General features: G+C 58.4%; 21 protein-coding genes. 13 read left to right on the forward strand and 8 right to left on the reverse strand.

Going from position 1 to position 23,653, the window contains the following annotated elements; all coding sequences use genetic code 11:
• Window positions 1-70: 70 nt before the first annotated feature.
• From ACSPHG_RS16700 to ACSPHG_RS16720, 5 genes are all read right to left on the reverse strand, one after another.
• Window positions 71-3,190 (reverse strand): efflux RND transporter permease subunit, encoded by a 3,120-nt coding sequence (locus ACSPHG_RS16700; RefSeq protein ID WP_435954610.1) that lies wholly within the window; start codon window positions 3,188-3,190, stop codon window positions 71-73.
• On the reverse strand, window positions 3,187-4,641 hold the full coding sequence (locus ACSPHG_RS16705) for an efflux RND transporter periplasmic adaptor subunit (protein ID WP_435954611.1): 1,455 nt from the start codon (window positions 4,639-4,641) through the stop codon (window positions 3,187-3,189). Before ACSPHG_RS16705 ends, ACSPHG_RS16700 begins: the two co-directional genes overlap by 4 nt.
• Entirely contained in the window at window positions 4,638-5,894 is a 1,257-nt protein-coding gene (locus tag ACSPHG_RS16710) for a TolC family protein (RefSeq protein WP_435954612.1), read from the reverse strand. Before ACSPHG_RS16710 ends, ACSPHG_RS16705 begins: the two co-directional genes overlap by 4 nt.
• Window positions 5,895-5,905: 11 nt before the next feature.
• Window positions 5,906-6,244 (reverse strand): copper-binding protein, encoded by a 339-nt coding sequence (locus ACSPHG_RS16715; RefSeq protein ID WP_435954613.1) that lies wholly within the window; start codon window positions 6,242-6,244, stop codon window positions 5,906-5,908.
• A gap of 67 nt (window positions 6,245-6,311) precedes the next feature.
• Window positions 6,312-6,728, reverse strand: a complete 417-nt coding sequence (locus tag ACSPHG_RS16720; protein ID WP_435954614.1) for a DUF2946 domain-containing protein — start codon at window positions 6,726-6,728, stop codon at window positions 6,312-6,314.
• Window positions 6,729-7,121: 393 nt separating this feature from the next.
• Here ACSPHG_RS16720 and dcuC point away from each other — a divergent pair, with 393 nt between their 5' ends.
• Entirely contained in the window at window positions 7,122-8,498 is a 1,377-nt protein-coding gene (dcuC, locus tag ACSPHG_RS16725; protein ID WP_435954615.1) for an anaerobic C4-dicarboxylate transporter DcuC, read from the forward strand.
• 37 nt (window positions 8,499-8,535) lie between these two features.
• Here the strand turns inward: dcuC and dpiA are convergent, their stop codons facing one another.
• Entirely contained in the window at window positions 8,536-9,216 is a 681-nt protein-coding gene (gene dpiA / locus ACSPHG_RS16730; protein WP_435954616.1) for a two-component response regulator DpiA, read from the reverse strand.
• Window positions 9,185-10,846 (reverse strand): sensor histidine kinase DpiB, encoded by a 1,662-nt coding sequence (gene dpiB, locus ACSPHG_RS16735; RefSeq protein ID WP_435954617.1) that lies wholly within the window; start codon window positions 10,844-10,846, stop codon window positions 9,185-9,187. The genes dpiA and dpiB overlap by 32 nt, the downstream gene beginning before the upstream one ends.
• Window positions 10,847-11,210: 364 nt before the next feature.
• Here dpiB and citC point away from each other — a divergent pair, with 364 nt between their 5' ends.
• The 8 genes from citC to rna all read left to right on the forward strand — a co-directional run bounded on the left by citC (window position 11,211) and on the right by rna (window position 18,877).
• The gene (gene citC, locus ACSPHG_RS16740) at window positions 11,211-12,269 is read left to right on the forward strand and encodes a [citrate (pro-3S)-lyase] ligase (protein ID WP_435954618.1); all 1,059 of its coding nucleotides are present in this window, start codon (window positions 11,211-11,213) and stop codon (window positions 12,267-12,269) included.
• Window positions 12,266-12,559: a citrate lyase acyl carrier protein gene (citD, locus tag ACSPHG_RS16745; protein ID WP_435954619.1), complete on the forward strand. Its 294-nt coding sequence runs from the start codon at window positions 12,266-12,268 to the stop codon at window positions 12,557-12,559. Before citC ends, citD begins: the two co-directional genes overlap by 4 nt.
• Window positions 12,559-13,467, forward strand: a complete 909-nt coding sequence (gene citE, locus ACSPHG_RS16750; RefSeq protein WP_435954620.1) for a citrate (pro-3S)-lyase subunit beta — start codon at window positions 12,559-12,561, stop codon at window positions 13,465-13,467. The genes citD and citE overlap by 1 nt, the downstream gene beginning before the upstream one ends.
• Window positions 13,468-13,476: 9 nt before the next feature.
• Complete coding sequence (citF, locus tag ACSPHG_RS16755) at window positions 13,477-14,997, forward strand: citrate lyase subunit alpha (RefSeq protein ID WP_435954621.1); 1,521 nt, start codon at window positions 13,477-13,479, stop codon at window positions 14,995-14,997.
• Between the two features lie 3 nt (window positions 14,998-15,000).
• On the forward strand, window positions 15,001-15,552 hold the full coding sequence (citX, locus tag ACSPHG_RS16760) for a citrate lyase holo-[acyl-carrier protein] synthase (RefSeq protein ID WP_435954622.1): 552 nt from the start codon (window positions 15,001-15,003) through the stop codon (window positions 15,550-15,552).
• Window positions 15,524-16,408 (forward strand): triphosphoribosyl-dephospho-CoA synthase CitG, encoded by an 885-nt coding sequence (gene citG / locus ACSPHG_RS16765; protein ID WP_435954623.1) that lies wholly within the window; start codon window positions 15,524-15,526, stop codon window positions 16,406-16,408. The genes citX and citG overlap by 29 nt, the downstream gene beginning before the upstream one ends.
• Before the next feature lie 30 nt (window positions 16,409-16,438).
• Window positions 16,439-17,902, forward strand: coding sequence for an anion permease (locus tag ACSPHG_RS16770; protein ID WP_435954624.1), 1,464 nt, complete (start codon window positions 16,439-16,441; stop codon window positions 17,900-17,902).
• 177 nt (window positions 17,903-18,079) lie between these two features.
• A complete protein-coding gene (gene rna, locus ACSPHG_RS16775; protein WP_435956046.1) occupies window positions 18,080-18,877 on the forward strand; it encodes a ribonuclease I in 798 nt (265 codons plus the stop codon).
• A gap of 50 nt (window positions 18,878-18,927) precedes the next feature.
• On the opposite strand, the gene ACSPHG_RS16780 is transcribed toward rna, so the two are convergent.
• Entirely contained in the window at window positions 18,928-19,218 is a 291-nt protein-coding gene (locus tag ACSPHG_RS16780; protein WP_435954625.1) for a hypothetical protein, read from the reverse strand.
• A gap of 343 nt (window positions 19,219-19,561) precedes the next feature.
• Here ACSPHG_RS16780 and ACSPHG_RS16785 point away from each other — a divergent pair, with 343 nt between their 5' ends.
• The 4 genes from ACSPHG_RS16785 (at window position 19,562) to ACSPHG_RS16800 (ending at window position 23,650) form a co-directional block, all read left to right on the forward strand.
• A complete protein-coding gene (locus tag ACSPHG_RS16785; protein ID WP_435954626.1) occupies window positions 19,562-20,791 on the forward strand; it encodes a sensor histidine kinase in 1,230 nt (409 codons plus the stop codon).
• Window positions 20,792-20,808: 17 nt separating this feature from the next.
• Complete coding sequence (locus tag ACSPHG_RS16790) at window positions 20,809-21,873, forward strand: AraC family transcriptional regulator (RefSeq protein WP_435954627.1); 1,065 nt, start codon at window positions 20,809-20,811, stop codon at window positions 21,871-21,873.
• A 95-nt stretch (window positions 21,874-21,968) separates the two neighbouring features.
• Window positions 21,969-23,117 (forward strand): methionine adenosyltransferase, encoded by a 1,149-nt coding sequence (gene metK / locus ACSPHG_RS16795; protein ID WP_435954628.1) that lies wholly within the window; start codon window positions 21,969-21,971, stop codon window positions 23,115-23,117.
• 53 nt (window positions 23,118-23,170) lie between these two features.
• Window positions 23,171-23,650, forward strand: a complete 480-nt coding sequence (locus ACSPHG_RS16800; RefSeq protein WP_435954629.1) for a BMC domain-containing protein — start codon at window positions 23,171-23,173, stop codon at window positions 23,648-23,650.
• The last annotated feature ends 3 nt before the right edge of the window (window positions 23,651-23,653 follow it).

The raw sequence follows: 23,653 nt of genomic DNA on the forward strand, positions 1-23,653 counted from the left end.
TGGGCTATTATCGTTATAAAAAAGTTAAACCTCCGTAATCATTGACTGAATACGGAGGTAATGATTGTGATTATTTATGCTTTTTCAATAATACATATAGCGCAGGAATAACTAGCATCGAAAGCAGCGGCGCGGTCACCATGCCGCCTATCATCGGCGCGGCGATTCTGCGCATCACCTCCGACCCGGTGCCGTCACCCCACATGATCGGCAACAGGCCAGCCATAATCGTCGCCACCGTCATGACTTTCGGGCGCACGCGTAATACTGCGCCTTCATGAATGGCCCGCATTAACATTGCATTTCCGCCTTCGGGATCGAGACGTTTATGCTTCGCAAGGGCATGATTTAAATACAGCACCATAATAACGCCGAATTCGGCCGCCACCCCCGCAAGCGCAATAAACCCTACCGCACCGGCGACGGATAAATTATATCCCAACAGATAAAGCAGCCATACGCCGCCTATTAATGAGAAAGGTAAAGTCCCCATAATCAATAAGGCATCGCTAACGCGAGAAAATGTTACATACAGCAATACAAATATGATTAATAGGGTGAAGGGAAGAACAATCTTTAATTTCTCGGTGGCGCGCTCAAGATATTCAAACTGTCCTGACCAGGAAAGGGAAACGCCTTCCGGCAATTTCACCTGCTTCGCCACCACCTTTTGCATCTCCTGAACGGCTGATTTCAAATCGCGCCCGCGCAGATCAACGTAGATCCAGTTGGAAAGACGGGCGTTCTCGCTTTTCAGCATCGGCGGGCCGTCGGTAATCGCGATATCCGCCAGCTCCGAAAGCGCAATCTGGCTGCCGTTCGCCGTAATCACCGGCAGATCCCGCAGCTTCTGCACGTTATCCCGCATCTCTCGCGGATAGCGCACGTTAATAGGATAGCGCTCGCGCCCTTCTATCGTTTCACCGATATTTTGACCGCCGATCGCCGTCGCCACCAGCGACTGTAGCTCCTTAACCGAAACGCCGTAGCGCGCCGCTTTTCGCCTGTCGATATTAATATCCACGTAGCGCCCGCCCGCCAGGCGTTCGGCCAACGCGGACGTTACGCCGGGCACCTGCTGCACGACGCGCTCAATCTGCTCGGCGACCTGCTCAATCGCGGCAATATTATTGCCGTTCACCTTAATCCCCACCGGGCTCTTAATCCCGGTAGCGAGCATATCCAGGCGATTGCGGATCGGCGGCACCCACACGTTGGCGATTCCCGGCACTTTCACCACGCTGTCCAGCTCGCTCACCAGCTTGTCCATCGTCATGCCCGCACGCCACTGGTCACGCGGCTTGAAGCGGATGGTCGTTTCGATCATCGTCAGCGGCGCCGGATCGGTCGCGGTTTCCGCACGGCCAGCCTTGCCGAACACGGTCGCCACCTCCGGCACGGTCTTAATTAGCCGGTCGGTCTGTTGCAGCAGCCGGCCCGCCTCGCGCGCGGAAATCCCCGGCAGCGTCGAAGGCATATAGAGAAGATCGCCCTCATCCAGCGGCGGCATAAATTCGCTGCCGAGGCGGCTTAGCGGCCAAAGCGTAGCGACGAGCAAAGCCCCGGCCACCACCAGCGTCGTCTTAGGCCGCGCCAGCACCCTGTCCAGCAGCGGTTCATAGGCCGCAATCAGCCAGCGATTTATCGGGTTGGCCTTCTCATCGGGGATTTTTCCACGAATAAAATAGCCCATCAGCACCGGCACCAGCGTAATGCCAAGTCCGGCGGCGACCGCCATGGCATAGGTTTTGGTGAACGCCAGCGGCGAGAACATGCGCCCTTCCTGCGCCTCCAGCGAAAACACCGGAATAAACGACAGCGTGATGATCAGCAGGCTACAGAACAGCGCCGGGCCAACCTCCACCGCCGCCTGCTCCGAAATCCGCCAGTAGTCCGCGTTGCCCGGTTTCTTATCGGGATTGTCGTGCCGCCACTGCTCCAGTACCTTATGCATATTCTCGATCATCACGATCGCCGCATCGACCATCGCGCCGATGGCAATCGCGATCCCGCCGAGCGACATAATATTGGCGTTCACCCCCTGATAATGCATAACGATAAACGCTCCGAGAATGCCCAGCGGCAGGGTAATCATCGCCACCAGCGCCGACCGGAAGTGGAACAGGAACAGCGTACAGATCAGCGCAACGACAACGAACTCCTCGATAAGCTTATGGGAAAGGGTTTCAATCGCGTTTTCAATAAGATGCGAGCGGTCGTAAACGGGTACGATCTCCACCCCGGCGGGCAGGCTTTTGCTCAGCTGGCGCAGCTTCTCCTTCACGGCATCGATCGTTTCCAGCGCGTTTTTGCCGTAGCGCATAACGATTATGCCCCCGGCCACCTCCCCTTCACCGTTATACTCCGCCACCCCACGGCGGATCTCCGGCCCAAGCCGCAGCGTCGCCACGTCCGCCAGCATCACAGGCACGCCTTCACGAGTGGTAATCACCACCTTTTTGAAATCTTCGAGATTCTTGAGATAGCCCGCCGTGCGCACCATGTATTCGGCTTCGCCCATCTCGATAACGGAGCCGCCGCCCTCCTGGTTTGCGCTTTGCACCGCGCTAATCACCTGCTCGTGCGTGATATTTAGAGCGCGCATGCGCTGCGGGTCGAGCACAATCTGATACTGGCGCACCATCCCGCCAACGCTCGCCACTTCCGAAACGTTGGGCACGGTTTTCAGCTCGAACTTCAGCGTCCAGTCCTGCAGCGCCCGCAGCTCGGCGAGACTGTGCCTGCCGGTTCTGTCCACCAGCGCGTATTCATAAACCCAGCCCACGCCCGTCGCGTCCGGGCCTAAGGTAGCTTTGGTCTCCGGCGGCAGCTGCGACTGCACCTGGCTTAAATACTCCAACACGCGGGAACGCGCCCAGTACGGATCGGTGCCGTCCTCAAACAGGATGTAGACGTACGAATCGCCAAACATCGAAAACCCGCGCACCGTTTTCGCCCCCGGCACCGAAAGCATGGTGGTGGTCAGCGGATACGTCACCTGATCCTCAACGACCTGCGGCGCTTTCCCCGGATAGCTCACGCGCACAATCACCTGCACGTCGGAGAGATCCGGCAGGGCGTCGAGCGGCGCGCGCTGCAAAGACCAAAGCCCCCACGCGGCCATACCCAGCGCCGCCAGCAGCACCAGCAGGCGGTTTTTAAGCGACCAACGAATCACTGCGGCAATCATTTCATCGCCCCCGCCGTCGGCATCAGATGGGTGATAACCGCCCCTTCTTCCTCATCCATCGTGAAGCTAAACATCACGCTGTCGCCCACCTTCACGCCCTGCGCGTCGGCAGGCGTTTTCAGCGCGAAATCCATGGTCATCGCGCCCCACTTCAGGGCTGGAATCGGCTTATGGGCAAGCGTCACGGACGCCTCGTCCATCGCCTTCACCACGCCCTCGCTTTGATATTCGGCCTGTTGTGCGACGGCAGGTTTCTCCTGCGGCAGCGCGCTGCGCAGGCTGGCTTCCGAATCGATCAGGAACTGGCCGGACGTCACCACCCTGTCGCCCTCTTTCAGGCCGTCCTTCACCTCAACCCAGCCGTCTTCCGTCGCGCCAGTCTGCACGTTTACCGGGCTGAAATAGCCGTCGCCGGTCGCCACCAGCACGCGGCTTGCGTTCCCGGTTTCAATAAGCGCCTCCTCGGGAATGGCCAGCACCGCCGCGCGTGGCCGCACGTTTGCCTGCTTCACGTTGAGATACATGCCCGGCTTCAGCAACGCCAGCGGATTATCCAGCACGATGCGCGCCCTGAGGGTGCGCGTGGTGGTTTCCATATTGGGTAAGAGTTCGCTCACGCGCCCGTGGAACGCCTCGCCCGGCCAGCTATCGGAGCGGGCGATAATCTCGCTGCCGACCTGCAGGGCCTGAACCTGCGACTGGGGATAATCGATAACAATCCACACCGACTGCAGGCTTGCGATCTCGAACAGCGGCGCGTTAGCCGCAACCTGCGAGCCTTCGCGCACGTCCAGCTTATTGATGTAGCCCGCCTGCTTCGCCCGCACGGTAACGCGCGTCTGCGGCCTGCCGCTGCGCTCGACCTGGCGAATCACCTCCGCGGGCATAAACTGCAGCTGCAAACGCTCCCGCGCGGCGGCGGTTAGCGCGCCGTCGCCGAGCTTGCGCACGGCCAGATATTCCTGCTGCGCCGCCGTCCACTCCGGTATCCAAAGCTGCGCCAGCGCCTCGCCGCTTTTCACAAACTGCTGCGGCGCGTTCACGAACAGCTTTTCAACCAGGCCGCTGGCGCTGGCGGGCACGATTTGCAGATTGCGCTCGTCGGTAGCGACGGTGGCGAACGCGTCAAACTGATAGCTCAGCGCCCGGCGTTCGGCGGCGGCGGTTTTGATCCCCAGATTCTGCTGCTGCCGTGCGCTAACGTGAACGCCGCCCTGGTCGGTCTGCTCGTCGGCGTAGCGCGGCACCAGATCCATATCCATAAACGGCGACCTGCCCGGCCTGTCGAAGCGCTGGCCCGGCGTCATCGGGTCGTACCAGTAAAGCACCTTGCGTTCAGGCTCCGGCGCGGCGGTCGTCACCGGCTGATGCTGAATACCTGTGTAGTATCCCGCGCCGGCCGCGGCGATAACTGCCGCCGCCAGCAGGGAAAGCCGTAAAGAAGTTTTCATAGTGAAGTGTCCTGTGGCGTCAGATAGCGGATGGCAGCCCAGGCTTTCGCCACGGCTTTTTCAGCGGTATTGGCGGTGAGCTCGGCGTCCAGCAACGTGCGGCGAGCGTCGAGCAGGTCGGCAAGCGTCGAGCGCCCGGCGCGATACTGCGCTGCAAGCAGTGAAAGACGCTGGCGCTGGAGCGGCAGGATCTCCTGCTGCTGGCGCTGCCAGAGAGTCTGCGCCGCCCGGTATTCCGCTACCAGGCTCCGCACCAGGGCAACGTGCTCGCGCTTTGCCAGCGCCAGCTGGTCGTTGGCCTCCATCGAACGGGACACGTCCGCCGAATAGTCCTTGTCCTGACGGTGGGACGTAAATACAGGCAGGTCGACGGTAAACATAACGCCCGCCATATCGTCATAGCCCTCGGCGCGGCGCGCGTAATAAACCTCAACGCCGACGTCCGGCTTCGCCGCCACCGCCGACTGCGCGGAACGCGCCTTCGCCACGTCGGCCTCGCGGGCCGCTTCGATAACTTCTGGATGCTGCGTTATGCCCTCTTCGAGCAGCGCCGGTTCGGCGGGTAAACGCTGATAGCGGGGCAACGTCCCGCTCACAGAGTCAATCTGTTCGCCGGTGAGCTGCAACAGGCGGGTCTGCGCAAGCGTAACGTCACGCTCGGCAAGCGTCACTTTGTCCCGCATGCCCAGCAGCGCCATGCGGATATCCACCACGCTTGACGCGGGCGAGCTGCCGCTGGCAACGGTAGCCTTCTGCACGTCGGTCTGGCGTTCGGTTTCAGCAACCAGCAGGCGCGCGGCGGCCAGCGCCCTGGTCGATAAAGCCAAATCAAGCCAGGCCTGCGCCGTGGATTTTTGCAGCGCGGCGCGGATCGCCTCCGCTTTCGCCCTGCTGCTTGCAGACTGGGCAAGAATGGTTTCCGCCTTGCGGTCGCGTTTATCCTGGCTGACGTAATCCTGCATGATGCCAACGCGCTGCATGGTCATGCCTTCGCGGGTGAAACGCTGGCCGTTGCTGCCCTGCACCGGCACGTTTTCAATGCCGAATTTCAGCTTCGGGTCGGGCAGCTCGCGGGCGGAATCGGCCATCGCGCCCAGGGCATTGCTCTGGTTACGGTTTGCCGACAGTTCGGCGGAGTAATGTTCGGCGGCGGCAAGAGACTGTTGCAGGCTAAGCTCTGCCGCCTCGGCGGCAGAAACGGACGCTGCGAACAGCACTCCGCCGAGCCACAGGCTCAGGGAATGTTGCTTCATGATGACCTCGATTACTTAGTCGGCGTAACCGAGTTGAGCCGGTATCCGTCAGCCTGCTGGCTAAAGGTGAAATCAACCGCATCGCCCGCTTTAACCTGCGGCAACGTACCTGCGGACGGCAGACCAAAAGTCATCGTCATCGCCGGCCAGTTCAGCGCGGGAACGGGTTTATGGGCAATAGAGAGGGAGGTGGCGGTCACCTTTTTCACCACGCCGTGGCTTTGGTAAACCTCACCGGCAGGCAAATCGTGATGCGTCGACATAACGTGCGGCATGTCGTGGGAAGCGGCGTGGGCCACGGAAACGGACAGAGCAAAAGCCGCCAGCAGGCGAGTAAAAATCGTAGACATAAAAAATCTCCAGAACACAGGTCAAAGTGAGGGGCGAAAGCGCCCAAAAGCCGTGACGGTGCTGGAGTTATTCTCTAAAGCGACAAAACCGAATGGTGGCCGGAGGGCCGGTTGCGGGCGGGGTAAGGCGGGAAACGGACGTTACCGCAGGCGCGCAGTCAGGGACTATCAGTGCCAGGGTATCTGCTACCGGCAGCGCGGCCACATCGCTGTGCCCGTTGTCCTTTTGCATCACGTCCGGCACGCAGTGCTTCTCGCACAGCGGGCCATTCATCTTCGCCATATCAGGGTCGGTATGCGCCATCAGCAAATGTTCGCCATGCTGGATGCTCACCGCCTGGGCGCTGAAATCAATCGGGCAATCGTGCGAGGCCACCGCCACCTGGCTGTTGACGAAAAGCCAGCCAAACGCCAACAGCAGCATCAAAAGATGCTTTCTGAAAAAGCGTAAACGGCTCGTCGACCAGGAAGTGGATTGCAGCATACAAACCCCGAAAAAGATAAGGCGGAAGTATAGGCTTGAGTTTCTTATATTTTAAAGGTTTTTTAGATTGCTTTACGTTCGGCATTTTAATTAACAAACTGGCAATATAAATTTAATTTCATTACTAACAACATCGCTATTTAATCGCTATTTCCGCCGAATATTCATAACTACAATCAATAAGTAAATGTCATAATTGCAGGGCTGCTTGCAAAAGTGCCACGTCTGATGAGGGGAGTTGGGGAAAGTTGACGCTCATCAGAAAAAAGCGTTCACCACTCAGGCACATTCGTACCGCTTTGCAGATCCCTGCAAAGGTCACTATTGTTTATTTCTCAGGCATTCGGTTGCGATCGCGCCCGGTTAAACGCGGCGTTCGCAGCGGGGGACATTATGCTTACTTTTCTGGAACTGCTTATTGGGGTCGTGGTTATTGTTGGTGTAGCCCGCTACATCATCAAAGGCTACTCCGCCACCGGGGTATTATTCGTCGGTGGCTTATTATTACTGATCGTCAGCGCGCTAATGGGCCATCAGGTATTACCGGCCAGCGCTGAAAGCACCGGCTACACCGCCACGGATATTGTCGAATACGTAAAAATCCTGCTGATGAGCCGCGGCGGCGACCTCGGCATGATGATTATGATGCTGTGTGGCTTTGCCGCTTACATGACGCATATCGGCGCCAACGACATGGTGGTGAAACTTGCCTCCAAGCCGCTGAAATTTATCAACTCGCCTTACATCCTGATGATTGCCGCCTATTTCGTGGCCTGCCTGATGTCGCTTGCGGTCTCTTCCGCCACCGGCCTCGGCGTGCTGCTGATGGCAACGCTGTTCCCGGTGATGGTCAACGTCGGCATCAGCCGGGGCGCTGCGGCGGCGATTTGCGCCTCTCCGGCCGCGATTATCCTTTCGCCAACCTCAGGCGACGTGGTGCTGGCCGCCAAAGCGGCGGAAATGTCGCTGGTCGATTTTGCCTTTAAAACCACGGTGCCGATTTCTATCGCCGCGATTATCGCTATGGCGATCGCCCACTTTTTCTGGCAGCGCTACCTCGACAAAAAAGAGCACATTAACCACGAGATGCTCGACGTCAGCGAAATCCAGACCACCGCGCCGTCGTTCTACGCCATTCTGCCCTTTACGCCGATTATCGGCGTGCTGATTTTCGACGGTAAATGGGGGCCGCAGCTGCACATCATCACGATTCTGGTGATCTGTATCCTGATTGCGGCAGTCATCGAATTCTGCCGCAGCTTCAACACCCAAAACGTGTTTTCCGGGCTGGAAGTGTGCTATCGCGGCATGGCCGACGCGTTCGCCAACGTGGTTATGCTGCTGGTCGCGGCGGGCGTTTTCGCCCAGGGCCTGAGCACCATCGGCTTTATCCAAAGCCTTATTTCCATCGCCACCTCGTTCGGCTCCGCGAGCATCATCCTGATGCTGGTACTGGTGATCCTCACCATGCTGGCGGCGATGACCACCGGCTCCGGCAACGCGCCGTTTTACGCGTTCGTTGAGATGATCCCGAAACTCGCGCACTCCTCCGGCATCAACCCGGCTTACCTGGCGATTCCTATGCTGCAGGCCTCTAACCTGGGCCGCACCATTTCGCCAGTTTCCGGCGTGGTTGTCGCGGTGGCGGGGATGGCGAAAATCTCCCCGTTCGAAGTGGTGAAGCGCACCTCCGTGCCGATTGGCGTCGGCCTGCTGGTGGTGATTATCGCCACGGAAATTTTGGTGCCGTCGGCGGCATTACTGCCTTAAGCCAATGGTCGGGTGGCGCAGCACTCGCCCGACCCCATCACAACGCCCGATAAATACGCTGCGGGCGTCCTACCTTGCCGTAAATAATCTCCGCCATAATCTGCTGCTGCCCGGCGGCAAACTCCAGATAGCGTCTTGCCGTAGTGCGGCTTAGCTTCAGTTCCTGCGCCACCGTTTCGGCGGTATGCCGCGCCTGCGCGTCGGCAAACAGCCCCTGCACTTTCGCAAGCGTCAGCGCGTCGATTCCGGCGGGCAGCGCCTCCTTGCTTTCGCCGCGCGCGTAGGCGTTGAACATATCGTCAATCTGCCGCTGGCTGGCGCTGTCATGGTTTGCCAGCATCAGCATGCGCTGCTGGTAGCGCTCCAGCGTCTGCTCGAGCCGCTCGTAGGAAACGGGCTTCACGAGATAGTCAAACACCCCGCAGCGCACCGCCTCCGAAACCGTGTCCATGTCGCTCGCCGCCGTGGTAAAGACCACGCCGCACGGATTGCGCGCCTGGGTTAGCTCGTGCAGCAGCGTAATCCCCAGCCCGTCCGGCAAATAGTTATCCAGCAGGATAAGCGAAGGCTTAAAGCGCGCGATCATCACCCGCGCCTGGGCTAAATTCCCCGCCAGCCAAACCTGCCCGCAGCCGCGAAAATGGCGGATAAACTCCGCGTGCATCTCGGCAAGCGGCGTCTCATCTTCAACTATCAAAATCGTCAGAGGTTGTACCATGGGTCACTTTCACTTTCGGAATAAAAACGGAAAATAGAGCGCCGCAGGGCGCGTTGTCTTCAAGCGTTATCACGCCGCCGCAGCGCCCTACGTAGCTGGCAATCAAATACAGGCCGATGCCGTGCTCGCCGGCCTCGTCGGCCTTGGTGCTTACGCCCCGATTGAATATCACTTCGCGCAGGGCCTCCGGCACGCCGGAACCCTGGTCGGCCACTTCGATAATCACCTCCGTGCCCTCATCGCTAAGATAAAGCTCGATGGTTTTATTGCCGACCGGATGGGCGAGGCTCGCGTCAAAAGCGTTATCCAGCAGGTTGCCGACTATCGCGGCAAACTCCGTGCTGTCCAGCCCCAGCGGTAACTCACGCAGCTGGCTGCCTTCAACAATTTTTAGCGTCAGGCCAAGCTCGCGGGCGCGCTGCGCCTTGCCAAACAGCAGCCCGGCGACCTGCCGGTCGTCAAACGAGCCGCGCAGGGTATCAATCAGCTCCTGCTGCGCCTGCGACTCGCCCTTCACCATCTCCATCACCCGGTCGTACTCTTTCATCTGCAAAAGGCCGCTTATCGTCGACATCCAGTTAAGGTGCTCGTGGCGCACGGTGCGCAGGCTTTCAACATACTGTTTGATCTGCGTAAGCTGGGCGTTAAGCGCGCTGATTTCATCCTTGCTGCGGAAGCTGATAATCGCGCCGAGCAGCTCGTTGCCCGAGCGGATTGCCCCCCGGTTGGCTATCACGCTCAGCCCGTTAAAGGTGCACATCACATCCTGACGCTTCTCTTCTATTTCCTCGGTAAAAAACGCCGCAGGCTGCACCACCTCCGCAACAGGCTTGCCCAGCCACTGCCGCCCCGGCGAGCTAAGGCCCAGCATCCTGCGGGCGTTGCGGTTGATGGCGGTGATAAGCCCGTCCGGATCGACGGCGATCAGCCCCTCAAACACCGAGCCAAACAGCGCCTCCTGCTGGCGCACCACCCGCGCAATCTGCCGAGGCTCCATGCCCAGCATCTGGCGGCGAATATGGTCAGCAAACAGCCATGAAAGCAGCATGATAACGATAAGGATGACGACAAAAACTCCGGCCATCGGCAGCAGGAAATCCAGCCGCCAGCTGTCAATTTTGCTCACCAGATAGCCCAATGACACCACGCCGATCACCCTTCCGCCCTCGTCGAAAATCGGCGTTTTGGCGCGCATCGCCATGCCTATCGACCCCTTGCCGGTAATAAAGTAGCTCTCGCCCTTCTCCAGCGCCCCGGGCTTGGTCCACTCCATCGGCAGGCCGATTTTCGCAGGGTTTGGGTGATAAAGACGAATGGAATGGCTGTCGCCAATCACCACGTAATCGAAGTCGGAGCCGGTGGCCAGCTTATTGGCGATGCGCCTCAGGCGCGGGGTGTCTCTGTCTTTAACCGCCGCAACCACGCCGTCGGTGGAGGCGATAATTTTGGCCTGGTTCATCGCCATATCGCGGACGTGATTGGTTAAATAATCTTCGAAGCTGGCGGAAAGATATTTACCCAGCCCGGCCACTAATAAAAGGGAGACCAGCAGAAGCAGCAGGAAAATTCTTAGCGGGAAGGCCATCCGGCGAAAAAAACGAAATTCCTTAACATCTCTTTTACCTAACATGGCTAATTCCCTTTGCAGGCGCGTTCATTTCATTTTGCGCCGGTAAAATGTAATGGATTTGTTTACAACACGTCCACCCGCCGCTGCCGAATCCGTTAAGGATTGCACAAATTAAATCAATTAACGAAATAAAAACCGACGGCAAAATTCGGCGGAAATTAATTAAGTAAATAAAAACCATAAAGTCTATTTAAATCAGGCAACCCTTTGTGAAATAAGTCAAAAATAACAAAACAAATACTTCGTACCATCGCCGCACGGCTCAAATATTAAATCACCGGCCCGTCAATTGTTATTGTTTTGCAACAAATCGCCAACAGGCGAGCTGCTTGCCCGACGTCGAAAATAAAGGGAAGTCCTGAACATGTTTGCTCAAACCGTATTTGCCCGAGTCAGGCGCGCTGAAAATAAGAAAATAGCCGCTATCACTCAATTCCTGCGCGAAAACGATCTGAGTATTGATACCACCGTCGAAGTCTTTATTACCGTCACCCGCGACGACCGGCTGATTGCCTGCGGCGGTATCGCCGGAAATATTATTAAATGCGTCGCCATCAGCGAATCCGCGCGCGGCGAAGGGCTGGCGCTGACGCTCGCCACCGAATTAATCAACCTCGCCTACGAAAGGCAGTGCACCCACCTTTTTATCTACACCAAAAGCCAGAACGAGGCGCTGTTTAGGCAGTGCGGCTTTTATACCCTCGCCTGCGTGCCGGGCGTGATGGTGCTGATGGAAAACAGCGCCACCCGGCTTGAGCGCTACGCGAGCTACCTCACCACCCTGCGCCACGACGGCGACAAAATCGGCTGCATCGTGATGAACGCTAACCCGTTCACGCGCGGCCACCGCTACCTGATTCAAAAGGCGGCCCAGCAGTGCGACTGGCTGCACGTCTTCCTGGTCAAGGAAGACACCTCGCGCTTCCCCTATGAAGACCGGCTGGCGCTGGTGCGCGCGGGCACCGACGACATCCCCGGCGTGACGGTGCATCGCGGCTCGGAGTACATGATCTCCCGTGCCACCTTCCCCTGCTACTTCATCAAAGAGCAGAGCGTGATCAACCACTGCTACACCGAAATTGACCTGCAAATCTTCCGCCAGCACCTCGCCCCGGCGCTGGGCATCACCCACCGCTTCGTCGGCACCGAACCCTACTGCAAGGTGACCTCCGGCTACAACCGCGATATGCGCCGACTCCTTGCCGACCCTGCGGTCTGCGCGCCGCCCATTGAGCTGGTGGAAATTGAGCGCCTCCAGTACCAGGGCATGGCGATCTCCGCCTCCTGGGTGCGCCAGCTGCTGGTGAAGAAAGACCTTGCGACCATCGAGCTGCTGGTTCCGGAAGCGACCAGAGCCTACCTGCAAAACATGCTCGACGCGGGCAGGCAACAGATACCCCTAACCGTAACAGGTGAACAATGAAAATTACCCACCCAGCCGTTGCCGGCACCCTCGAATCGGGCGACGTGATGGTGCGAATCGCGCCCATCGACGCCCAGGAAATCGACCTGCAAATCAGCAGCAGCGTTGAAAAGCAGTTTGGCGAGGCGATTCGCGCCACCGTTCTGCAAACGCTCTCGCGCTACAACGTGCAGGGCGTGCAGCTAATCGTTGACGACAAAGGCGCGCTCGACTGCATTCTGCGCGCCCGCCTCGAAACGCTGCTGGTTCGCGCAGGCGACGTCGCCTCCCTGCCGTGGGAGGACTGCTAATGACTGCCGCCATCGCCCAGGCGCGTAAATCCCGCACCCGCCGCAGCATGCTGTTCGTGCCGGGGGCTAACGCCGCTATGGTCAGCAATGCCTTTATCTATCGTGCCGACGCGCTGATGTTCGACCTCGAAGACTCGGTGATTCTGCGCGAAAAAGACGCCGCGCGCCGCCTGGTCTACCACGCCCTGCAGCACCCGCTTTATCAGGATGTTGAAACCATCGTGCGCGTAAACGCCCTCGAATCCGAATACGGCCTGGCCGACCTGGAAGCCGTGGTGCGCGGCGGCGTGGACATCGTGCGCCTGCCGAAAACCGACACCGCGCAGGACGTTATCGACATCGAAAACGAAATCGCCCGCATCGAAGCGCAGTGCGGCCGCGAGGTCGGCAGCACCGGCCTGCTGGCGGCGATTGAATCCGCGCAGGGCATCACCCAGGCGGTGGCGATTGCCCACGCCTCGCCGCGCCTGATCGGCATCGCGCTGGGCGCGGAAGACTACGTGCGCAACCTGCGTACCGAACGCTCGCCCGACGGCGTAGAGCTGCTCTTCGCCCGCTGCTCCATCCTGCAGGCGGCCCGCGCGGCGGGGATTCAGGCGTTCGATACCGTCTACTCCGACGCCAATAACGAGGCCGGTTTCCTGCACGAGGCGGCGCACATCAAACAGCTCGGCTTCGACGGCAAGTCGCTTATCAACCCGCGCCAGATTGACCTGCTGCACAACCTCTACGCCCCGACGCGCAAAGAGGTCGAGCACGCCCAGCTGGTGGTGGAAGCCGCCGAAGCCTCCGCGCTGGAAGGGCGCGGCGTAGTCTCGCTCAACGGCAAAATGGTCGACAGCCCGGTTATCGAACGCGCGCGCCTGGTGCTGTCACGCGCGGCCCTCTCCGGCCTTCGTGAAGAATAAGGACAGAACATGACTCAGAATCAACGATTGGCACGCGTAGAATCCTGGCGCCGCCTTACGGAAAGCGACAGCCCGCTTTATCAGGCCGCCTCCAAACTGAATTTGCAGGCGCAAAAGCCGCGCGACAAAAAGCTCTGCGCAAACCTCGAAGAGGCGATTCGCCGCTCCGGGCTGCACGACGGCATGACTATCTCCTTCCACCACGCCTTTCGCGGCGGCGACCTGACGCTCAACCTGGTGATGGACGCCATCGCCAGAATGGGCTTCAAAAACCTCACGCTTGCCTCAAGCTCGCTCAGCGACTGCCACGCGCCGCTGGTCGAACACATCCGCAATAACGTGGTCAGCCGCATTTACACCTCCGGCCTGCGCGGCCCGCTGGCGGAAGAGATCTCGCGCGGCCTGCTGGCCGAACCGGTGCAAATCCACTCCCACGGCGGGCGCGTGCAGCTGGTAGAAAGCGGCGAGCTGAACATCGACGTGGCGTTTCTGGGCGTGCCGTCCTGCGATCCGTTCGGCAACGCCAACGGCTACACCGGCAAAGCCTGCTGCGGCTCGCTGGGCTACGCCAAAGTTGATGCCGAAAACGCCCGCCGGGTGGTGCTGCTCACCGAGGTGCTGCTGCCCTATCCGCACAATCCGGCGAGCATTGCGCAGGATCGGGTGGATTTGATCGTGCAGATCGAACGGGTGGGCGATGCCGACAAGATCGGCGCGGACGCCACGCGCATGACCTCCAACCCGCGCGAGCTGCTGATCGCCCGCAGCGCCGCCGACGTGGTGGTGAACTCCGGCTACTTCAGGGAAGGCTTCTCGCTGCAAACCGGCACCGGCGGCGCGTCGCTTGCGGTCACCCGTTTTCTGGAAGACAAAATGCGCAGCCGGGACATTCACGCCGCGTTCGCGCTCGGCGGCATCACCTCGACGATGGTCGACCTGCACGAAAAGGGCCTGATAAAAAAGCTGCTCGACGTGCAGAGCTTTGACCGCGCCGCCGCCGAATCGCTGGCGCGCAACCCAAACCACATCGAAATCAGCGCTAACCAGTACGCCAACTGGGGTTCGAAGGGCGCCTCGGTTGACCGGCTCGACGTGGTGGTGCTGAGCGCGCTGGAAATCGACACCCGCTTTAACGTCAACGTGCTGACCGGCTCCGACGGCGTGCTGCGCGGCGCGTCCGGCGGCCACTGCGATACGGCGGTAGCCGCCGCCCTGTCGATCATCGTCGCCCCGCTGGTGCGCGGGCGCATCCCGACGCTGGTGGATGAAGTCACCACCTGCGTCACCCCCGGCTCAAGCGTGGATATCCTCGTCACCGACCACGGCATCGCCGTTAACCCGGCGCGCCCGGAGCTGGCCGACCGGCTGCGGGAAGCGGGCATGAACGTGGTGTCCATCGACTGGCTGCGCGAACGCGCACAAACGCTTACCGGCAGGCCGCAGCCGATTGAATTTACCGACCGCGTCATCGCCGTGGTGCGCTACCGCGACGGCTCGGTTATCGACGTTGTTCATCAGGTGAAGGAGTAAACCATGCCTCTTTATCTTTCTTCGGCAGCCAACATGCCCATCACGGTGGCGCAAATGGTCGCCAGCCGCGACGCGCGCCAGGCCCGCCAGCAGGAGTGGCTGGCGAAATACGGCATCAGCCTGATCTCCTTCACCGTGGTCGCGCCCGGCCCGGTGAAGGACAGCCAGCTCACGCGCCGCATCTTCAACCACGGCCTGCGGGCGCTGCGTCACGAGCTGGAAGCGCAGGGCTGGGAAATCAAAAAGCAGTGCTGCGCCGGGCTTGCCACCGGCGCGGAAGGACTATTAGCGGTGAACGCCCCGGCTGACAGCCTCAAGCAGGCCGCTATCGCCCTCGAGCAGTCGCACCCGCTCGGCAGGCTGTGGGATATCGACGTGCTCACGCCGCAGGGGAAAATCCTGTCGCGCGGCGACTTCGCCCTGCCCGCCCGTCGCTGCCTCCTGTGCGAAGAAAACGCCGCCGTTTGCGCCCGAGAACGCGCCCACCCGCTTGCCGAGCTGCTGAACCGCATGGAGGCGCTGCTGCATGATGCCGATAACGCTGTCCCGGCCTGACGCCGCCTTTATAGCCAGCATCAGCGATCTCGCCTGGCGCGCGATGCTCGCCGAGGTCAACCTGTCGCCGAAGCCGGGGCTGGTTGACCGCGTCAACTGCGGCGCGCACAAAGACATGGCGCTTGAGGATTTTTACCACAGCGCGGACGCCATCCGCCCGTGGCTGGCGCGCTTCGTCGAATGCGGGGCCAGCGGCGCGGCGCTGCCCGCAGGCGAGGTTTTGCCAGAGCTGCGCCCGCTTGGCCTCGCCTGTGAAAAAGCCATGTTCCGCGCCACCGCGGGCGTCAACACGCACAAGGGCAGCATTTTTTCCCTCGGGCTGCTGTGCGCCGCCGTCGGGCGTCTGCATCGGCTCTGTCGGCCCGTTTCGCCTGAAAACGTCTGCGCGACCGCCGCCGCGTTTTGCCAGGGGCTAACCCGCCGCGAGCTCGAGCAGCAAAACACGCAGCAGACGGCGGGCCAGCGGCTTTATCGCCAGCTCGGCCTCACCGGCGCGCGCGGGGAGGCCGAGGCGGGCTATCCGCTGGTGCTGAACCTCGCCCTGCCGCACTACCGCAAAAGGCTTGCGCAGGGCACCGACCCTGAGCTGGCCCTGCTCGACACCCTGCTGGTGCTGATGGCGCACAACGGCGACACCAACGTTGCCTCACGCGGGGGCGTTGACGGGCTGGCCTGGCTACAGCAAAAGGCCCGCACGCTGCTACACGCGGGCGGCATTCGTCGCCCGGCGGACTTACGGCACCTGCACGACTTCGACACGCAGTGCATCAGCCGCAATCTCAGCCCCGGCGGCAGCGCCGACCTGCTGATCGTCACCCGTTTTCTACACGAACTTTCACCCTACAAACCTACATAAATTAAAAAAATCCAGACTGGAGAATCAGTTATGTCTGTTTCAAAAGATAAAATATGGAAGTTGCTGGCCCCGCTGATCGTGCTGGCGGTAATGCTGCTAATACCGGTGCCCGACGGCATGCCGCCGCAGGCATGGCACTACTTCGCGGTGTTTGTGGCGATGATCGTCGGGATGATCCTCGAACCGATCCCGGCGACGGCAATAAGCTTTATCGCCGTGACGATCTGCGTTATCGGCAGCAACTATCTGCTGTTTGACGCAGCCGAGCTTGCCGACCCGGCCTTCGACGCCGGGAAACAGGCGCTGAAATGGGGGCTGGCGGGCTTCTCCAGCACCACCGTCTGGCTGGTGTTCGGCGCGTTTATCTTCGCGCTGGGCTACGAGGTCACCGGCCTTGGCCGCCGCATCGCGCTGTTTATGGTGAAGTTCATGGGCAAGCGCACCCTGACGCTCGGCTACGCAATCGTCATCATCGACATCATGCTGGCCCCCTTTACGCCGTCCAACACCGCGCGCACCGGCGGCACCGTCTTCCCGGTAATTAAAAACCTGCCGCCGCTGTTTAAATCCTTCCCGAACGACCCGTCCTCAAAACGCATCGGCGGCTACCTGATGTGGATGATGGTGATCAGTACCAGCCTTAGCTCGTCGATGTTCGTCACCGGGGCGGCCCCGAACGTGCTGGGCCTGGAGTTCGTCAGCAAAATCGCGGGCGTGCACATCAGCTGGCTGCAATGGTTCCTGAGCTTCCTGCCGGTGGGCATCATCCTGCTGATCGTCGCGCCCTGGCTGTCTTACGTGCTCTACAAGCCTGAAATCACCCACAGCGAAGAGGTTTCCGGCTGGGCGGGCGAAGCGCTTAAAGAGATGGGCAGCCTGACGGGCAAAGAGAAAACGCTGATTGGCCTGGTGCTGCTAAGCCTCGGTCTGTGGGTGTTTGGTGGGGACGTTATCGACGCCACCGCCGTTGGCCTGCTGGCGGTTTCCCTGATGCTGGCGCTGCACGTCGTGCCGTGGAAAGACATCACCAAATACAACAGCGCGTGGAACACGCTGGTCAACCTCGCCACGCTCGTGGTGATGGCCAACGGCCTGACCCGCTCGGGCTTTATCGACTGGTTCGCCAACACCATGAGCACGCATCTGGAAGGCTTCTCGCCGAGCGCCACCGTCGTCGTGCTGGTGCTGGTGTTCTACTTCGCCCACTACCTGTTCGCCAGCCTGTCGGCGCACACCGCGACCATGCTGCCGGTGATCCTCGCCGTCGGCAAAGGCATACCGGGCGTGCCGATGGAACATCTGTGCATTCTGCTGGTGCTGTCCATCGGCATCATGGGCTGCCTGACACCGTACGCCACCGGGCCGGGCGTAATCATCTACGGCTGCGGCTACGTGAAGTCGAAAGACTACTGGCGGCTGGGGGCAATCTTTGGGGTTATCTATATCTCGCTGCTTCTGCTGGTCGGCTGGCCGATTCTGGCGATGTGGAGCTAGCGTAAAGCGTGGTGGATGGCGCTTTCGCTTATCCACCCAATAAATGAATCCACCGCAGGTCGGGTAAGGCGAAGCCGCCACCCGACGTTTTCCCCCGACAATCCCTCATCCGCCCACCCCGCTTTTTGTGGTTTAATAAATGACTTCTGGAATTTATTAACTATGGAATCCCCTGCCATGTGGCGAAACGCGCTCATTCTTACCACCACGCTTGCGGCCAGCCTGCTTGCCCACGCCGCCCCGTTACAGCCTAAACAATACGGCGATTTTGACAGCTACGTGCTGGCGCTCTCGTGGCAAACCGGCTTCTGCCAGAGCATGCACGAGCGCAACCGCAACGAGCCCGTCGAATGCAAACTTCAGCAGGAGCAGGCGGACAAGCGCGCATTTCTCACGGTACACGGCCTGTGGCCGAGCCTGCCAAAATCCGTTTCCGCGCGCGGCGTGGATAACAAGCGATGGATGCGCTACGGCTGCGCGACCCGCCCGGTGCCCAACATGGCGGAAGCTCGCGGCTCTCGAAAATGCAGCTCGCCCGCACCGGGCCTGTCATCGGATATCGCCAGTCAACTCTCCGGCGTGATGCCGGGCGCGGGCGGCCAGTCGTGCCTTGAACGCTATGAATACGCCAAGCACGGCGCGTGCTTCGGCTTCGACCCGAACGCCTATTTCGGCACCATGGTGCGCCTGAACACCGAATTCAAACAGAGCGCTTTTGGGCAATTTTTAGCAGACAACTACGGCAAGTTCGTCACGCGCAAGGCGTTCAACAAGGCGCTGGAAAAAAGCTGGGGAAGCGACGCGGTGAAGGCGGTCAAGCTGACCTGTAACGGCAATCCGGCCTACCTCACCGAAATGCAGATCTCGCTTTCGGCGGCAAAAATCAACGATTCTCTGAACGGCAGCGCCTTTGCCACGCAGAGAAATCCAGGCAACTGCGGGAAGCAGTTTCGCCTGGATGCGGTAGGTTATTGATTAACCCGTAACGCGGGCGTTATTGGCGACCGGGCAGGTGACGGCAGGGACTACGAGTCATGTTCCGCCCTCCACTCTTCAATCATCTCTTCGGTCACCTCTTTTTTATAACAAATCGGCGAATATCCCCCCTCTTTGCTCCACGCGCTGCGGCCGCCACACTGGCGACCGTTGCGCATGCTGTTGTAAGGACAAGGGCAGTTGCCGGGGTAAGACTCAATAGAAGCATCGATAATCTGCTGCCTGATATCATCTTTACTTTGCGCAGCATTTAAGCTGCCGGTCACTAAAAATAGCGCGGCTAAAACAGGTAAAAAGAGTGAAATCGCTTTGCGCGGCATGGATAGCACATCCTTATGAACAAGTTTAAAAATTTCGAAAAAAAATCATACGCCTGCGACTTACCCAGCAATAAGGAGAACATCACATAATTAATCACTTCAATTAAACTTAAGCATTCTTAAACTTTTAATAACCTTATTCGTCGTCTTTCATGCCCACCGTCGATGTAAATAAACTGTTAGAGCAATGGTTAACAGTAAGTTTCAATCAACATAACTTGACTATTATTAACGATACTTTTAGAAACCAATCCCCCGCTGTGACCCCATTCAATTTTTATCATCATTTTTTCATGTATATTTTTGGCATAAATTTGCTTAAATTTCAGCGTGGAATGCCAATGTGAATAATAACTATAAATTACATGAATTCCTTGATGTCAAAAGACTCCAGACACTTCAGGATAATTTCAGTAAATCCATGATGATTGCGCTGGTGGTGGTCGATCAGGATGGAGTTCCCGTCACGCGCCCTAGCGGATTCTCTGATTTTTGCGCACGCTCTCGCCAAAACCCCTCTCTCGCGCATCACTGTTATGAAAGCGATAACGCTGGCGGCCGGGCGGCGATGGAAGCCCTCAAGCCGGTGGTTTACCGCTGCTATTGCGGCTTCGTTGAATTTGCCGTGCCGATTATGATTAATAACCACTATCTCGGCGCTTTTATTTCTGGCCAGGTTAAGGTCGAAGAAGAGAAAGAGCAGGTCATTCCCTATATTCTTAATAACAGCCAGGTGTGGCAGGAAAATCCCTGGCTGATAGACCTGCATCAAAATACGCGCCGTATGCCTTACGACAGGTTCGAATCCACCGCGTCAACGTTACTGCACGTTTCTTCTTATCTGGTCGAACAGGCGCACGCTAATAATATCCAGCGTGAGCTGCACATCAAAGATGTTGAACTCACCAACGAATTACGCAAGCGGGTCGAAATAGAACGTTCGTTACACGAGGCCGAATTTAAGGCCCTGTCCTATCAAATTAATCCCCATTTTTTATTTAACGTTTTAAATACCATTGGCCGCCTGGCGTATCTTGAAGGGGCGGAGCGCACTGAAAATATGGTGCATGACTTCTCGGACATGATGCGCTATCTGCTGCGTAAAAATAACCACGGGCTGATTACCCTCAACCATGAAATTAATTACGTAAAAAGTTATATGTCGATACAAAAAGTCAGGATGAGCGATCGTTTTGACTATCGCTGTGAGATCCCCGAAAAGTACCACGGCGTGGTTTGCCCCTTCCTGATTCTACAGCCGCTGGTGGAAAACTTTTTCAACTACGTGGTCGAGCCGCGAGATACCAGTAGCCGCCTGCTGATCGGCGCAAGCGATGACGGTAAGGACGTAATTCTGGAAATTACGGATAACGGCGACGGCATCTCAAAAGAAGATATTGCCAGCATTTTATCCGGCGACCATAACCGTCAGAAGGGCAGCATTGGCATTAATAATATTCAGAATCGCCTCCGGTTATTATTCGGTGAAAGCTACGGGCTGGAAATCATTAGCCCACATAAACCAAGAATGGGCACCACCATCAAGCTGCGATTTCCTATGCGGCAAGCCTGACCGAGAGGAGAACACGTATGTACAATATTGTGATTGTGGAAGATGAGCTGATTGAATCCGAAGCACTGCGCAGGATCATTTCGCAATGCGTGGATAATGCCGTCATTCACGAGGCCGCGACCGGTAGAATAGCCATACAGCTTATCGATAGCCTACAGCAAATAGATATGATGTTTGTCGATATCAATATTCCGTTACCCAACGGCAACCAGGTTATTGAATATCTAAAAACGAAAAATACCGACACGAAGGTGGTTGTCACCACCGCCAATGACGATTTTGATATCGTCCGCAGCATGCTCAATCTCAAGGTCGATGATTATCTGCTCAAGCCTGTTAAACAAAGCATTCTCACCGACACGATCAAAAAAACGCTCGACGTTAATGAGGTAGACGTCGCCGCAGCGAAAGCCTTAAAAGAAAAGATTATCGCTATGATTGAACGCTGCGACTACGCCCGCTGGCACGCTTTTCTTTTCAAAACGTTGGATGATGCGTGCACCAAAAAATCGCTTACCGCCGATCGGCGAAAAGACGTCACCGACATGCTCGAGCTACTCCATCAGTACATCACAACGCTTGGCGACAGGCTTATTCCAACGGCCACGAAAACCGCTGCGCTGACCCAGGATATTAACCAGCATGGGCTAACGGAAAGCGGCTATTACCGAATTATGACCAGCCTGCTTGCCATCAGCGAAGAGGTATTCGACCACGCGTTTAAGGCTTATAGCGGCAATATGGATTTTACCGCGCGGGCGAAATACCACATCGAAAAGAATATCCTTAATAACCTCACGCTCGACGATATCGCGGCAAAATCCTTCGTCAGCCCCTGCTATTTAAGCCGGGCCTTTAAAAAAAATACCGGCATCGGTTTTTCAAACTATATTGCCAGCCGAAAAATCAGCATCGCAAAATCCCTGCTGCAGTTTAGCGATCTTAAGGTCAATACCATCGCTCTGGAACTCTCCTGGCAGGACGCAAACTACTTCTGCCGTATCTTTAAGAAAGAGACCGGCATGGCTCCGTCCGATTTCCGCAAGATAATCTCTCCGGCGCCGTGCAATAACGCCCGGTAGGGCAAAAAAGTCCACTATGCCCGCAAGATTGTTCACGGCCGCGGCTTACACCGCCCTTTAAGATAGGGGAATCCTCAAGCCACGCGGGTATTGCTGTGGACGATTATCTGTTTACCTCTGAATCGGTCGCCGAGGGCCACCCGGATAAAATGGCCGACCAGATAGCCGACGCCATTCTGGACGCGTATCTGTTACAGGACCCCTGGGCAAAAGTCGCCTGCGAATGCATGGTGAAAACCGGCATCGCTATCGTGGCGGGCGAGATTACCTCCGATGCTTCGGTCGACGTGGAGTCCATCGTCCGCAGCACGATCAAAGCCATCGGCTATGACCACTCCCGGCTCGGGTTCGATGCCGCTACCTGCGGCGTGCTGAATATCCTGGGCAGGCAATCCACGGATATTTCGCGTGGCATAGCAGGCTCTGCTCCAGAATTACTGGGCGCGGGCGATCAGGGGATCACCTTCGGCTACGCCTGCGACGAAACGCCGGAAGCCATGCCCGCAACGCTTGTTTATGCACACCGGCTGATGCAGCGGCAGGCCGCGCTCAGAAAATCGGGCCGCCTCCCCTTCCTGCTCCCCGATGCGAAAAGCCAGCTCACGCTGGGCTATCGCAACGGCAGGGTGAGCTATGCCGATACGGTCGTCGTTTCGACCCAGCACAGTCCGGATATCCCTCTCCCCGCGCTGCGAGAGGCGGTGATTGAAGAGATTGTCAGGCCGGTTATCCCGGCGGGCTGGATAACGCCAAAAACACGGTTCCTGATTAACCCCGCCGGTCAGTTCGTCACCGGCGGCCCGGTGGGCGACTGCGGTCTGACGGGAAGAAAAATCATCGTCGATACCTATGGCGCCGCCGCCCGCCACGGCGGCGGCGCATTCTCAGGAAAAGATCCCTCAAAGGTTGACCGTTCCGCCGCCTACGCGGCGCGCTACGTCGCGAAGAATATCGTTGCAGCGGGCCTTGCCGCGCGCTGCGAAGTCCAGCTCGCTTGGGCTATCGGCGTTGCGAAACCCGTTTCCGTGCGTATCAACACCTTCGGCGGCTCTCGACTTACCGCGCAGCGGCTTGAGCAGCTGGTGATGCGTCATTTCGATCTCAGCGTTTACGGCATTATTCAGATGCTTGATCTGCTGGTTCCCCGCTACAAACAAACCGCCTGCTACGGCCATTTTGGCCGCGACATCTTCCCCTGGGAAAAAACGGATAAGGCAGCGGCGCTGCGCGACGATGCCCGCTAAACAAGATTCGGCAGGCAGGCGCAACATCATCAATACACTTACAGGAGAAGGTTATGTCCGGGCAAAGTTTAGGATTAATTGAAACCGTCGGGCTGGCTGCTGCGGTAGTCGCCGCGGATGCCGCGATGAAATCGGCCAACGTCAATCTGGTGGGCTACGAGCTGACAAAAGGCGGCGGCATGGTCACCGTCAAATTTGAAGGCGAAGTAGGCGCTATCAACGCCGCCGTCGCCGCGGGCATCGGCGCGGTCAGCAGTCCCGGCCAGGTGTATGCCCATAAAGTGATTGCCCGCACCGCAGAGTATATCGACACGTTTATCCGTTCCGCCGACACCGTGGGGGTTGAAGCTCCTGAACCAGAAGCCGCTCCGCAGGCGGCAGGACGTGAAATCCCCGTTGTGAACGTGGAAGAAAGCCTGCCGGAATCTTCGTGCATGGGTTCCTCACAAACCTCTGAACCCGAGAAAACCCAGCCGCCGCAGCCGGAAACCGACAAGAAAGGCCCGCGCTCAGGCGGTAATAAAAAGCGCTGACGT

The organism is Dryocola baronae (genome assembly GCF_051297175.1).
Taxonomy (GTDB): Bacteria; Pseudomonadota; Gammaproteobacteria; order Enterobacterales; family Enterobacteriaceae; genus Dryocola.